The following is a 13,163-nucleotide window of genomic DNA, read 5'->3' as shown; positions in this document are numbered from 1 at the left end:
GCCTACCGCGCGTGCTTGTCCGCCTTGCGGTTCCCAAGCAGCAGCTTGCGTTCCAGATGCGCCCTGAGCTCCCCGTAATAGGCGGTGAGGAAGGCCTTTGAATCGACCGGCTCTACCCTGGCGCCGATCTTGCGGCCGATCGTCTCCGCCACCGCTTTCATCGCGAAATAGTCGTCGCGGCGCAGCACCTCTTCGAGTTTATGCAATTCGGCGATGCCATAGGCGTCGAGCTGCGCGGCGCTGAACTGGAAGCGGGCCGCGATCGGATCCTTGCGCAGCGAAAGATCCTCGACCAGCGCCACTTTCGGCGCCTCGACCACCCAGGTGCCGGCGAGCAGGTCCCCGATCCGCAAGCGGTCGCGGTTGAAGAGCGGAAACAGCGAGAACAGCAGCGCCCACACCAGGCCGAAGATCGTCGACAGCGTGTCGGCGACGCCGGCGCTGCCGCGCGCGGCAAGGATCGACAGCGGCAGGAAAACCTCGATCTCGCGCATCAGGTTGCGCGCGATCACCTGGTCGAGGGTGAGGCCGGCGCCGCTGCGCGAGGCAACCCGTACGCCGACCATGCGCTTGCCGGGCGTCGCCGCTCGTCGGCCTGCCTCGAAGGCGATGAAATAGACGTTGCGCAGCAGGAAGATGAAGATGATCCAGACGATGAAGAGCGGTTCCGCGTCCTGAACGCCGAGCCCGCCCAGGCCGAAGATCGCGACAAGGCTGACCACGACCGCGGCGGTGATGATGATCACCACGTCGAGCAGGAATCCGGAAGCCCGCGTGCCGGCATCCGCCAACTTCACGCGCAGGTCCACGCCCTCCGGCGTGACCAGCGGACGCACGAGCGCGGCAGGGTTCCTAGCCGTTGCCATGCCGCACCATCCGGAACAGGTAGAAATAGCAGATCCACAGCGCCAGCATGCCGCCGCCGATCGAATAGCGGGCGACGTCGCTGGTGATCGTCTGCCGGCCGATGCCTTCGAGCAGGCCGGCAAACAACAGCATCACCGCCACACCGACCATGGCGGTCGCCGCCACACGCCCGGCTCGAGCGGCCGCGGCCATGCGCGTCAACTCGCCGGGAAAGGCGATGCTGGTGCCGATGCGCATGCCGGCCGCGCCCGCGATCGCGATCGCGAACAGCTCCGTGGTGCCGTGGATCGACAGCCAGCCGCCGAGCTGGAAACCGAGCCCCTTGGCCGCGTAGACCTGGAACAGCGCGCCCAGCATGCAGCCATTCATCAGGATGATCAGAACGCTCGGCGCCGCGAAGGCGAAGCCGAGCGCGAAAGCCAGGATCGACACCTGCGTGTTGTGCGTGAAGAGGTAGGCGGCGAAGCCTGAGAGAAAATGGCCGCCGCCATCGCCATAAAGCACGCTGCGCAGCATCTCGACGGACGAATCCGGATTGCGCCCGCCGGCCAGGCTCGGCGCGATGATGGCGTCGTACCAGCGCTTGTCGGAGGCGACCAGCCAGTAGCCGGCGATGGCGCCGATCACCGTAAGGGCGATCGACGTCCAGACTTCGCGCCACAGGTCGCGGATCGCCGCCGGCCAATCGCGCAGGAAGAAGTCGCCGACGCGTGTTCTCAACGATCGCCGTGCGCCGTAAAGGTAAAAATAGCCGCGCAGGCAGAGCGCTTCGAGATAGGAAATCAGCGCGCTGTCGAGCGAGGTGGCGCGCGCCACCGACAGTGAGGACAGCGCCGAGCGATAGAGGAGCGGCAGTGACAAGAGTTCATCCTCCGACAGGGCGCGCGGCGCCCGCTTCTCGACGCGGGCAAGCAACGCCTCGAAGGCCTTCCAGTCGGCCTCGCGCTCCTGGCGGAAGCTCGCCAGCGACTGGCGCACCGCATCGGTGCCGGCGGGCAGCGTCATAAGAGGTTTTCCTCCTTGAGCTGGATATAGCGCTCGACCAGCGCCGGACCGAGCCGCTGATGGTCGGCCTCGATGACATGCGCGCCGAGCAGCCTGAGGCGCCCGATCACCACTTGCCGCTGTTTCAACAGGTCGCCGGCGGTCACCGCGCGGGCGACATCCTCCGGCATCGCCGGCGCCATGTCGGCCAAGGTCTCCAGTTCGACATCCTTCATCAGCATGAACAGCACCAGATGCCGCTCGGTCAGCCGGCCGACGGTGCGCAGCATCAGCTCGGCGCTGATCGGGTCGACGAAATCGGTGAAGATGATGACCAGCGATCGGCGGTCGAGCTTTGCCGCAAGCGTGGTCAGCGCCAGGGTGAAATTGGTCTCCTCGGTCGAATAGTCGATCTCGGCCGCGCGCTTCTGGATCATCGAGAAGCTCGGCGATCCGCGCACGGCGCCGCTCGAGACGCGCGGCCTGGCGTCGAAGGAGAACAGGCTGACGAGGTCGCCGCCCTTGAGCGCGATGAAGGCCGAGAGAAGCGCCGCCGTCACCGCGCGGTCGACCTTCGGCACGCCGTCGACGGGCTCGCACATCAGGCGGCCGCAGTCGATGGCCAAAACGATGTTGTTGTTCTCCTCGATCCGGAACTCGCGCGCCAGCAGCTTGCCGTGGCGGGCGCTGCGCTTCCAGTCTATCATGCGCCGGCCCATGCCGGGCTGGTAGTCCTTCAGCGCCTCGAACTCGCGACCCTGGCCGGCGCGCTTTTGCGCGTGGCCATCGGCAAGCGCCGAGCGCTGCAGCAACGTGATCGCCTCGTCGCGCGCGCGGCTGACATCGGGCAGCACCGCTATCTTGCGGTCCACCCGCAGCACGGCCTGGTTCCAGACCAGCCCGAACGGTCCCTGCCAGCGCAGCCACAGCCGATCGAAGCTGGCGATGCCGCGCCGAACGGCGTCGAATTCGAGATCGAGCGTGCCGCCGTTCGCGGGCAGGGCGCCGCCGGTGCCGTTGACCGGCGTCAGTCGCTGGTCGTGCCCGACGCGCGCCTGCAGCCGGCGCGGCCTCGCGCCGAGACCGGCCGCGATGTGGAGCGTGAAGCGCCCACCGACGCCGACCTGCGGCGGCGCGGTCAGTGCGGCGTCGAGCGAGGCACGTCCACGCCCGGCCGCGGCGTCGACCGCCAGGAAGGCAAGCAGCGCGCAGATCCACAACAGGCCGAGATACCAGACGTGCGGCAGCGCCAGCGCGATCAGGAAGGCGGGGATCGCCCCAGCCGCCGCTGCCCACACCGCTCTGCCGCTCGGATAGATCAACGCGGCGCTTCCGTCTGGTCGACGAGGTCGGAAACGATCTGCTCGACCAGGCGTCCGTCGATCTGCGCCGCCGGCGAGAGGACGACGCGATGGCGCAGCGCCGGCACGGCCAAAGCCTTGACGTCGTCGGGGATGACATAGTTGCGGCCGTCGAGCGCTGCCCGTGCGCGCGCGGCGCGCGCCAGCATGGCGCCAGCGCGCGGGCTGGCGCCCACTTCGAGGTCCGGGCTTTCGCGCGTGCCGCGCACCAGCGCCGCGATATAGCCGACGACGTCGTCGACCAGTGTGACGTCGCCGACGGTAGCCAGCGCCGCCTCGAGCGTCTTGCGGTCGGTCTGCGCCTCGATGCCGTATTGCTTGATGTCGTGCGAGGCCGAGCCGCCGCCGTGGTGGACGATGATGGCGCGTTCCTCCTGCGCATCCGGATAGCTCACCCGGTGCTTGAACAGGAAACGGTCGAGCTGCGCCTCGGGCAGCGGATAGACGCCCTGATGCTCGATCGGGTTCTGCGTCGCCACCACCATGAAGTTGCGGCCGAGCGAGTGCGTCGTGCCGTCGAAGGTGACGGCGTGTTCCTGCATGGCTTCCAGAAGGGCGGCCTGCGTCTTCGGCGGCGTACGGTTGATCTCGTCGGCGAGCAGGACGTCGCAGAAGATCGGGCCGCGCGTCAGCGTGAACTGCCCGGTCTGGAAATTGTAGATGTTGGAGCCGACGATGTCGCCTGGCATCAGGTCGGGCGTGAACTGGATGCGTCCATAGGCGACACCCAGCGCCTGGGCGAAGCAGCGCGCGGTCATGGTCTTGGCCGTGCCCGGCGGGCCTTCGAGCAATATATGCCCGCCGGCGAACAGCGCCGTCAGCATCAGATCGACCGTGTCGCGCTGACCGGTGATCGCTTTCGCCACTTCTTCCCTGATCGCGCTCGCCAGGGCCTTCACTTCATCGACGTTCACCAAGCCTCCTTGCCATCCAGTCATGCAGCTTTTCCGCTGCTTCATGCATTCCGGCCAAACTATTAGAATCGTTCGCCGCCTTGAACCGCGCGGTGAAGCCGTGCGCTTCGCTTTTATCGCGGCTATCCAGCCAGCGGTCGAGCGCTTCGCCCTGCAGCCCGTGCGGCGCGCCAAGCAACGCGGCGGCGCGCTGGCGCATCAGCGCCGCGTAGCGGTCGCCAAGGCCTCCGAGCCGCCCGGCGCGCCTGAGCAGCATCGCCGTGGTGTCGACCAGCGCCCGCTTGCCGAAGGCGATGGCGCGCCCTTCGGCGCGCGCCGGGCCGAACCGGCCGAGCCCGTGCAGGAAGGCAAGTGCTGCCGCCGTCAGCACCGACAGCGTCAGCGCCAGGAAGGGTGGCTCGACCAAAAGCTTGGCGAGGTCATAGTTGTGGCCGATGCCGTGCAGCGTCAGGTCGAACATCACCGCGCCCCTGGCGGGCTCGAGCATAGCAATCATGTCGAGCGCTGCGGCCGCCTTCTGCTCGTCCTTCAGCGCCGCGTTGTTGATGAGATCGGGATCGGTCAGGATGTAGAACGGCTCGTTGTCGAGCTCGGTGAGAACGGCCCTGCCGTCGCCGGCAGCGATCAGCGGGTGCTCGTCGGCCACCCACTGCAATTCGCCGGGCACGGCGATCTTGCGGCCATCGACATCGATCTGATCGACCGTCGGCTTGCCTTCGCCGAGCTTCGCCTTGGCGATGCGGCCGAGCCAGTCGTTGACGACGGTATTCGGCAGCCGTTCGACCTTCGTCTCCCAGCCCTCATGCTCTGGCTGCGGAAAGGTCACCCATTTGGGCAGCACGAACAGCGTGTCCTTGCCGGAGCGCAGCTTGATGATGCGCTGCAGCGCCGCCGGGTCGCTTTCCGGAGCGATGGTGACGATGAGCAGGAAGGTGGACGCCAGGGAGGATTCCAGTTCCTTTTCGCTGCGCGCCATGGGCGGCGCCTGTCCGTTGGTGAGCTTCAGCCATTCGACAAGCCCGGCATAACCGGTGCCGCCTTTGGAGAACGGCGTGCCGCCGCCTTGAGGCTGGCGGAAATCCGGGGCGTAGGTGGAGAGGAGAAAAAATCCGGCTGCCGCCAGCAGGCTGGCGAAGATGCCCCAGAACAGCGTCCTGCCGCTGAACGGTGCCTCGGCTGTCTCGCTCGCCTCCGCGCTCATGCCCAGGCATCCCGGAAGGCGAAGCGTTCATAGGCGCCGCGGGCCTGCTGCCAACCCTCGGCGCCGACAGGCCGGCGAGCGAACAGCGCCGCCTCGACGATGCGCGCGATCTCGCTGAAGGCCGTGCGGGGGCGGGAAGGGATGGAGCTCGCGGCCGCGATGTCGCGCGCGGTGAGCGAAGGGCGCAGGAAATCGGGCAGGTGGGTGGCGATGTCGGCGACGCTGCGGCGCAAGAGAAGATGCACCGCCTCGTCATAGTCGCCGCGCGCGGCGAGCGCGTCGGCCTCGGAGAGCAGGATCTGCGCCGCACCGGCATCCGGGCGCCATTCTTCCTTCGTCTCGTCCTGCTTGCGGGCGCGCCGCCACGGCAGCCGCCAGGCGACTCCCTTCGCCTCGAGGACCAGCAGGAACGCGATGATCGCGACGCCGATGATCACCGCGCCCCAGAACAGATAGATCATGTAGGGGCCGAGCTTGGCCAGGGCTTCCAGAAAGGGCTTCAGCCATTCCGGCGGTTCCGGCCGCACCAGCGCCGGCAGGTCGAACTGGATCGAATCATCCGTCAGCAGCTGCTTGTGCATTCTGGTCAGCCATTCGGCGTCGGCCGTGCCCGGCTGTGCGACAGTCACCCGCGCGTTCCCCCTGCAACCTGCGGTTCGGCGCCGACACTGGCAATATGGAAAGACAATTGCAAGTGCACTGGACGCAGCCCGTCAATCTTGGCAAATTTACTTTGGAGTCACCGATTGGATCCGCGGTGACCAGGGGGAAAATATCATGACCACTGCGACACTGGGACAACCCGGCAGATTCGAGATCGGCAGGGTATTCAACACTACTTTCGGTGTAATTACTCGCAACATCGGGCTTTGCGTTGGCTTGGCACTGCTGTTTTCAGGGCTGCCTACGTTTCTTTTTCAGCTCTGGAATGAAGCTCGGATGAGCAAGCTGGCAGGCGTCGATCCGTCCAACGTGGCGCTGGCTGACCCAAATGTGGTGATCCGTGATTCGCTCGTCACCCTTGCCTTTGGTCTTGTTTATTTCCTGCTGTCGCTGCTGCTGCAGTCGGCCTTGGTCAGGGCAACGATCGAAGACTTGAACGGCAAGAAACCCGGCTTTGGCGACAGCGTTCAGATTGCCCTTCAGTGCCTTTTGCCCACGGTCGGTATCGGAATTCTGGTCGCCCTCGGCGCCGGCATTGCCTCCTTTGCGCTGCTGATCCCCGGCATCATCCTGTGGCTTGGCTGGTCGGTATCCATACCCGTTCTGGTGCAGGAGCGTCGCGGTGTTTTCGGCTCGATGTCGCGCAGCCGGGCGCTGGCCAAGGGCAACCGTTGGTCTCTTTTCGGTCTGTTCGTCATCCTTTTCATACTCGCAATGGTCATCGAGGCGGTTCTTGGCACCATCGTCTTTCTTTTTGGGTCCGGCATTGTCGCCTCCGCGATCGGCGCCGTGGTTTCCGCCGTGATGTCGACGGTAATGTCCACCGCCACCGCGGTCAGCTATGTGGAGCTTCGCCAAGTGAAAGAAGGCACCAGCGTCGACGAACTGGCTGAGATCTTCTCGTAACAGACATTACCGGAGAGGATCTCCGTGGCGTCGACTGCTCCCAGTGCTCCCGATCGGTTCCAGATCGGGGGTGTCTTCTATGACAGCTTTGCGGTACTTGGCCGCGATCCGGTCCTGTTTGTGGGTCTGGGGGCGGTATTCTACGCCCTACCAAGGTTCGCCGCATGGCTTTGGTACGTCAATAGCGGCGCGGCCCAACTGTCGTTCGAGGCTTTTGTCTCTGAGCACGTGACAATCGTCCTGTTGGGCCTGCCACTCTACCTCCTTGTCACAGCCGTCCTGCAAACGTCCGTCATCCGTGCGACGATCGTGGATTTGCGTGGCGAAAAGCCGGCTTTCGCGGATTGCTTCGGTGTTGCGCTTGCTCTGTTGTTCCCGATTCTTGGCGTCTCGTTGCTGGCGACTCTTGGCATCATAGTCGGGCTGCTACTGCTGATCGTGCCCGGCATTCTTCTTGTGCTTCGCTGGGCGGTCGCCTTGCCTGTCCTTATCCAGGAAAAACGGGGCATTCTCGACAGCATGGCCCGCAGCCGCGACCTGACCAAGGGAAATCGCTGGCCGCTGCTCGGACTGTGGCTGATCCTCATTGTGACGGGCGCGTTGGCGGGCCTTGTGATCAACCGCGTCGCCATTCCCTTGAACGTCACGTTCGGACTGTTGGCGGAGGCCACGATGAGGGCCGCGTTCCTGGTGCTGTCGTCCGTGGCCAGCACTGTCAGCTATGTCGAGTTGCGCCGGGTCAAGGAAGGTGCGGGCGCCGACGAACTGTCGGAAATCTTCTCCTAGCAGGTGCAAGTTGTGTCGTTGGTAACGCAGGGAAAAGGCGAAAAATTCCGGCTGGGCAACGTAGTCGGCAATACCGCCGCCTTCCTGCGGCGGAACGCGATCTTCTCGATCGCAGCAGGCACGCTCTTCTTCGCCTTGCCGCTGGCGCTGATCAATCTGTCGACCCGCTACTGGCCCACGCTTTCGTTTCATTTGGGTGCGGTTGGCAGCGGCCCTTGGCCAATGTCGGTCAACTTGGGTTTCAGCATGGCGTCGGGGTTGATCGGTGCTGTGCCGAACCTTGTCGGCCAGGCGGTTTTGTCGAAGGCCGCGGCTGGCGACATCGATGGCAATCGTCCATCGGTTGCAAACTGCGTTCAGACCGCGCTCCAGCACATTTTTCCGGTGTTGGGCATAGGTTACGCGATTTACCTCGCCTTTTTTGTCGTGCGATCCGGGTCGGCTGCGGTTGAACTATTCTATTCGCCTCAAGCGAGAGGCCCGGTGTTTCTGCTGTTGATCGTACCGTGTATCGTGTGGGGAGTGGCAATCTCGGTTGCGGTTCCTGTTTCCGTGCAGGAGGGGCTAGGGACGGTTGCTTCGATGTCGCGCAGCGGCGACCTGACGAAAGGGTATCGCTGGTGGATTTTCGGCTTGATCTCGGTTGTCGTCATTGGGCTGCTGCTAGGCCTGCGGCTGGCCACTGAGTTAGGACTTGCCTTTGTATCGCTACAAAGCCTTTCGCCGCTGGTGATAGTCCTGCTCACATTCCAGGGGGCGATGGTGTCGGCGATCGTCTGGACGGTCCTTTCGATCATTCTCGCAACGACCTATGCCGAACTGCGTCGGGTCAAGGAAGGTGGGGGCGCCGACAAATTGGCGGAAATCTTCTCGTAGGGGCCCGATGTCGCTTGTTGGTCGGCCTAGCGGCAGCAGCTATGCTCCACCTCAACATTCGTCCGGCACAGGCACGACGACGTGATCGCCACATCCGCCTTGGCAAGCGCCACCTCAAGCTTCGCCTGCAACCCCGGCAGTTCCTCGCTCTCACCACGCAGCTTCAGGCATTCGACCAGTCCGTGCAGCGCCCAGACATTGTCGGGATGCTGGGTGCAGCGCTGCACGGCGCCGCTCAAGCCAAGATCGTCGCGATAGACCTGCTCGGCCTCCGCCGCGTGGCCCTGGTCGAGCAGAAGTGCTGCCAGCGCGTGGCGCGGCGGATGCATCCAGGCCTACGGCTCGGTGTAGGAGAGGTTGTCATCAAGCTCGACCGCGCGGCGCAGGTGCTCGTAGGCCTCGCCGTGCCGCCCTTGATGGTAGGCAAGCTCGCCATCGAGCAGCGCGGCGCCGACGGCGAGCGAGGCCCGCGTCGGGTTGCTGAGGAAACGCCGCTCCGGCGGGATGTCTTCGATTTGCCGGCTAAATAGATCGCGCTCACGCTTAGCGTTCGCAAATTCGCGCAGCGTCGCATGCGCCACGCCCTTGGCGTAATGCTGCATGGCCGTGGTCAGAACATAGAGTTCCGGATCGCCGTTCATCGGCTCGTCGATGATTTCGCGCCAGCGGCCGAAGCGCACCTGAACATGCGATTTCATCGCATGATAGCCTTCGACCGTCTGTGTCAGCTTCGGCCGGTCGGCGATGCTGACGACGTCGCGCGTCACCAGGCTGCGCACCTTGTCGGCTGCCCACAGCGCCGGCCGGTACTGGCCGAGGAACATGCAGGTGAACATCATCAGATGCAGGTCGTGGCAGCAGCCGAGCAGGTAGTAGGTCGTCTCGCCGGCATAGGCGAGGTAAAGGTCGTTGGCGCGCACCGCCTTCTCGCTGGCAAGCTTTGCTTTCTCATATTCGCCGCAGAGCACATGGATGTGTCCAGGCATATGGTTCATGTGGCCGGCGTCCGGGCACATTGTGCCAAGCCGCTCGGCCGAGCGCATGCCGCGCTCCGGCTGCGTCGACATCTCAAGCAGATGGATGTGCAGATGCAGGGCCGCCGGATGCGGCGCGGCGCCTGATTCGTCCGAAAGCCGGATCGAGCGCTCGCAGATCTCCAGCGCCTCGAGCGCATCCGAGTTCGGCGCCGGCTCGCCGGTCTTGAGGTTCCATAGCCGCCTGACCGTGCGCATCATCAGCGCTTCGACGGTCAGCGCCATCACGTCATGGTCGTCGGGGAAGTCACCATAGACCTGACGCATCGCGGCGGCATAGGCATCGTCCCATTTTTCGAATTCCGCTGCGCTCACGCCGTGCGGCTGCTGGAAACGTGCGGCCAGCGCCTCGATCAGCCGCCGCTCGACAGCGCTGGCGCCGGCCGCCTTTGAACGCGCGAGCTGCACATGGTCGAAGCAGCGCCTTGTCGCGCGGTTGGCCTCATCCTTGCCGTGCTCCTTCCAGGTCAGATTGTAGAAAGGCCCGGCGGCATAGGCGATCCCCCAATGCACAAAGGCGCAGCCGGGATCGGTCTCCAGCGCCTTCTCGAAGCACTTTATCCCTTCCTCGTGGTTGAAGCCGTAGCACCAGTTCAGCCCGATATCGAACCAGCGCTGCGTTCCCGCCGAGGCTGTGGAGATGGGACGGCGATAGGTGCCGAGGTCGAAATGGTCCATCCCTGATCGCTTCTCGCATTCCGAGCCGGCGTGAGGCCCCTCTGGCACAATCTGTGCCGAAAAGCATGAACTTGGCAAACGGCGTTCGGCCGGTGCAATCCCATCTCATCTGTCGAACCGCGCGGGGCGAAACGGCTCGAGCAACGGACTGGGCGTGCCGCTGACGATCTCGCCGGCCAGCAATTCTCCCGCGATCAGGCCAAGCGTGGCGCCGCTATGGCTGAAGACGACGTGATAGCCGGGAATGCCGGTCAACTGGCCGATCACCGGCTCGCCGTCCGCGGGAATTGGCTTCGGCCCCATGTGAAGGCTTTCCAGCGCGAGCGTCGGGTTGCCCTCCAGCACCTTCGAGGCTTCCTCGAGCAGCCCGGCAACCGTGGACGGCTTGGCTTCATAGGTGCCGTCGTCGCGCAGAATGACTTCATCCTCGGACCAGGCCGAGTCGAGGGCAAAGGCGCCGTTTGGTGTCGGCCGGATGGCGACGCGCGGCGTGTTGAGCACCGCACGCAGCGGATGCTGGACCGGTTTGCTGAAGACGAGCAGCGCGCGCGTCGTGCCGTCGCCGATCCGCCTGCCGACCTTGGCTGCCATGCCGGGGACGGCCGGGCCCGTCGCGACGACAACGGCATCGCAATCGGCTGTCTGGCGGGAGGCCGTCTTCACGCCACTGACGCGGCCATTGGCCAGCGTGACGTCGGCGGAGCCGGCGTCGGTTAGAATGCGGCCACCGCGGTCGCGGAATTCGCCGAGCAGCAGGCCGATGAGCGAAGGCAGGTCCACCCAGCCTTCGCCGGCATTGAAGATCGCGCCTTGAGGCGAAACGGCCCTTGCGTCGACACCCGGCGTGACGGCGGTGATATCGCCCGGCGTAAGCAGGCGCGTCTGGTAGCCGATCGACTGTTCGTGGCGGAAGATTTGCTGGATCTGGTTTGAAGCATCGTCGGCGTCCCAGGTAAGCCCGCCTTCGAGGCGCAGCCAGGCGCCGCAATCGTGCTTCGCCGCGAATACGTGGTAGCGCTCAAGGCCTGCCACGCGCAGCTTGTGATAGGCCGCCGAACGCTTGCGCGCCGAGTTGAGCCAGGCGAGCGAACGCGACGATGCGCCATTGGCGATCGGGCCGTCGGTGACGATGGTCGTTGCCGCGCCAAGCCGGGCGAGATGAACGGCAGTGGAGACGCCGAAGATGCCGCCGCCGATGACGGCGACCTTGAGGGCGGATTTATCGGTCATGGATACAGCTTTCGATGATCAGACTTTAGTTTTGGGAGATGCGCCGAGCTCGGCCGGCGCGGTAAAAATCGTTCACAGCACCTCGGCGAGGAATTGCTTGAGCCTGGGACTCTTCGGCCTGTCGAAGATCTCCGCCGGCGGGCCGACCTCGACGATGCGGCCTTCGTCCATGAAGGCGACCTGGTCGGCCACCTTGCGGGCAAAGCCCATCTCATGGGTGACGACGATCATGGTCATGCCGCGCCGGCCGAGATCGGCCATCAGGTTCAGCACGCCCTTGACGAGTTCGGGGTCGAGCGCGCTCGTCACTTCGTCGAACAGGATGACCTCGGGGTCCATCGCCAGCGCGCGGGCGATCGCCACGCGCTGCTGCTGGCCGCCCGAAAGGCGGCTCGGCCGGTAGTCCGCGCGCGCTGCCAAGCCAACTTCCGCGAGGCGCGCCTCGGCAAGGCGCCGAGCCTTGCTGCTTGCCATGCTCTTGATCCTGGTCAGCGCCAGCATGACGTTCTCGATCGCGGTGTGATTGGGGAACAGGTTGAAATGCTGGAAGACCATGCCGACGCGCCGGCGCAGCGTCTCCGGTTTGATCGCCAGGATGCTTTCGCCGTCGAGCAACACGTCGCCGGCCTTGGGCTCGACCAGCCGGTTGAGGCAGCGCAGCAGCGTCGATTTCCCGGAGCCCGACGGGCCGATGACGCAGGTGACCGTTCCCGGCTCGACCTTGAGCCGGATCTTTCTCAGGACCTGCAACTCGCCATAGGCCATGTCGAGATCGCGCACCTCGAGGCTGCCGGCCTTGATGGCGGGCTGTGCCGCCTCGCTTAAGGCCTTGCCCGCCGTGTCTTTCAACTCGCCGACCTCGACGAGACCGCTGACGACGCCGCCAGGTTTCTGCTTGCCGAGCCGCAGGCGGTTGTCGATGTGGTTGACGACATGGGTCAGCGGCACGGTGATGATGAGGTAGAACATGCCGGCCAGGAGCAGCGGCGACAGGTTGCCGGTCACGACCGCCTGGTCTTGGCCGATGCGGAATATCTCGCGCTCGGAGGCGAGCAGGCCGAGAAAGTAGACAAGGCTGGAATCCTTGACGTTGCCGATGAACTGGTTGACCAGGGCGGGAAGCACGCGGCGCACGCCCTGCGGGATCACGATCAGCCGCATGCCCTGGCCGTAGCTCATGCTGAGCGCGCGGCAGGCTTCCATCTGGCCGCTTTCGACGCTCTGGATGCCGGAGCGAAAGATCTCGCCGATATAGGCGCCGGCGATCAGGCTGAGCGCCACGATCCCGAGTGGGTAGGGCGAGGGCCCGAAAATTTCGCGGCCGATGCGGGCGAAGCCTTGTCCGATCAGGAGAATGGTCAAGATCGCCGGCAACCCTCGAAAGATGTCGGTGTAGACGCGTGCCGGGAGCCGCAGCCAGGCGGAGCGCGAGATGCCCATCACGGCAAGGATCATGCCGATAAGGATGCCAAGCACCGTCGAAGCCGCGGCGAGGATCAGGGTGTTCTTCAACCCGACGGCAAGCAGCGCCGGCAACACCGATGCCATCGCGTCCCAGTCGAAGAAGCTGCGCTGAAGGTTTTCTACCCAGTCCATCCGTCAACCTGCCTGGAGCATGATGCCGAAAAGTGTGACGCGGTTGTCGGACGACATCATGCTTATT

At 64.9% G+C, this 13,163-nt stretch carries 11 protein-coding genes and 1 pseudogene; 3 read left to right on the top strand and 9 right to left on the bottom strand.

What is annotated here, in order from left to right:
• Window positions 1-2 precede the first annotated feature (2 nt).
• The 6 genes from EJ067_RS01585 to EJ067_RS01560 are packed head-to-tail and all read right to left on the bottom strand — an operon-like array spanning window position 3 to window position 5,956.
• Window positions 3-866 carry an RDD family protein gene (locus EJ067_RS01585; RefSeq protein WP_126084362.1) on the bottom strand — a complete coding sequence of 288 codons (864 nt, stop codon included), beginning with the start codon at window positions 864-866 and terminating at the stop codon, window positions 3-5.
• The gene (locus tag EJ067_RS01580; RefSeq protein ID WP_126084361.1) at window positions 853-1,872 is read right to left on the bottom strand and encodes a stage II sporulation protein M; all 1,020 of its coding nucleotides are present in this window, start codon (window positions 1,870-1,872) and stop codon (window positions 853-855) included. Before EJ067_RS01580 ends, EJ067_RS01585 begins: the two co-directional genes overlap by 14 nt.
• Window positions 1,869-3,173 carry a DUF58 domain-containing protein gene (locus EJ067_RS01575; protein ID WP_126084360.1) on the bottom strand — a complete coding sequence of 435 codons (1,305 nt, stop codon included), beginning with the start codon at window positions 3,171-3,173 and terminating at the stop codon, window positions 1,869-1,871. Before EJ067_RS01575 ends, EJ067_RS01580 begins: the two co-directional genes overlap by 4 nt.
• On the bottom strand, window positions 3,170-4,126 hold the full coding sequence (locus EJ067_RS01570; protein ID WP_126084359.1) for a MoxR family ATPase: 957 nt from the start codon (window positions 4,124-4,126) through the stop codon (window positions 3,170-3,172). The genes EJ067_RS01575 and EJ067_RS01570 overlap by 4 nt, the downstream gene beginning before the upstream one ends.
• Window positions 4,113-5,327, bottom strand: coding sequence for a DUF4350 domain-containing protein (locus tag EJ067_RS01565; protein WP_126084358.1), 1,215 nt, complete (start codon window positions 5,325-5,327; stop codon window positions 4,113-4,115). Before EJ067_RS01565 ends, EJ067_RS01570 begins: the two co-directional genes overlap by 14 nt.
• Window positions 5,324-5,956 (bottom strand): DUF4129 domain-containing protein, encoded by a 633-nt coding sequence (locus tag EJ067_RS01560; protein ID WP_126084357.1) that lies wholly within the window; start codon window positions 5,954-5,956, stop codon window positions 5,324-5,326. Before EJ067_RS01560 ends, EJ067_RS01565 begins: the two co-directional genes overlap by 4 nt.
• 148 nt (window positions 5,957-6,104) lie before the next feature.
• On the opposite strand from EJ067_RS01560, the gene EJ067_RS01555 reads away from it, so the two are divergent.
• From EJ067_RS01555 to EJ067_RS01545, 3 genes are read left to right on the top strand one after another with little or no spacing between them, the layout of a single operon-like run.
• The gene (locus EJ067_RS01555) at window positions 6,105-6,896 is read left to right on the top strand and encodes a hypothetical protein (protein WP_126084356.1); all 792 of its coding nucleotides are present in this window, start codon (window positions 6,105-6,107) and stop codon (window positions 6,894-6,896) included.
• Window positions 6,897-6,920: 24 nt separating this feature from the next.
• Complete coding sequence (locus EJ067_RS01550; RefSeq protein WP_189510301.1) at window positions 6,921-7,682, top strand: glycerophosphoryl diester phosphodiesterase membrane domain-containing protein; 762 nt, start codon at window positions 6,921-6,923, stop codon at window positions 7,680-7,682.
• A 12-nt stretch (window positions 7,683-7,694) separates the two neighbouring features.
• A complete protein-coding gene (locus EJ067_RS01545) occupies window positions 7,695-8,558 on the top strand; it encodes a hypothetical protein (protein WP_126084354.1) in 864 nt (287 codons plus the stop codon).
• A 26-nt stretch (window positions 8,559-8,584) separates the two neighbouring features.
• Here EJ067_RS01545 and EJ067_RS01540 read toward each other — a convergent pair.
• From EJ067_RS01540 to EJ067_RS35615, 3 genes and pseudogenes are all read right to left on the bottom strand, one after another.
• A pseudogene (locus EJ067_RS01540) lies at window positions 8,585-10,270 on the bottom strand (hypothetical protein).
• Between the two features lie 105 nt (window positions 10,271-10,375).
• Window positions 10,376-11,500 carry an FAD-binding oxidoreductase gene (locus tag EJ067_RS01535; RefSeq protein ID WP_126084353.1) on the bottom strand — a complete coding sequence of 375 codons (1,125 nt, stop codon included), beginning with the start codon at window positions 11,498-11,500 and terminating at the stop codon, window positions 10,376-10,378.
• A gap of 72 nt (window positions 11,501-11,572) precedes the next feature.
• Complete coding sequence (locus EJ067_RS35615; RefSeq protein ID WP_126084352.1) at window positions 11,573-13,096, bottom strand: amino acid ABC transporter permease/ATP-binding protein; 1,524 nt, start codon at window positions 13,094-13,096, stop codon at window positions 11,573-11,575.
• Window positions 13,097-13,163: the final 67 nt, after the last annotated feature.

Origin of the sequence: Mesorhizobium sp. M1D.F.Ca.ET.043.01.1.1, from assembly GCF_003952385.1 — a bacterium.
In the GTDB taxonomy this organism is placed as follows: Bacteria; Pseudomonadota; Alphaproteobacteria; order Rhizobiales; family Rhizobiaceae; genus Mesorhizobium.
Note: the sequence above shows the minus strand (reverse complement) of the source record. Positions and strands in the feature narration are given on the sequence as shown.

What these genes read in the sequence shown, in the direction of transcription:
- EJ067_RS01585 (WP_126084362.1), bottom strand. Translation starts at nt 866, where the DNA reads ATGGCAACGGCTAGGAACCCTGCCGCGCTCGTGCGTCCGCTGGTCACG.
- EJ067_RS01580 (WP_126084361.1), bottom strand. Translation starts at nt 1,872, where the DNA reads ATGACGCTGCCCGCCGGCACCGATGCGGTGCGCCAGTCGCTGGCGAGC.
- EJ067_RS01565 (WP_126084358.1), bottom strand. Translation starts at nt 5,327, where the DNA reads ATGAGCGCGGAGGCGAGCGAGACAGCCGAGGCACCGTTCAGCGGCAGG.
- EJ067_RS01555 (WP_126084356.1), top strand. Translation starts at nt 6,105, where the DNA reads ATGACCACTGCGACACTGGGACAACCCGGCAGATTCGAGATCGGCAGG.
- EJ067_RS01535 (WP_126084353.1), bottom strand. Translation starts at nt 11,500, where the DNA reads ATGACCGATAAATCCGCCCTCAAGGTCGCCGTCATCGGCGGCGGCATC.
- EJ067_RS35615 (WP_126084352.1), bottom strand. Translation starts at nt 13,096, where the DNA reads ATGGACTGGGTAGAAAACCTTCAGCGCAGCTTCTTCGACTGGGACGCG.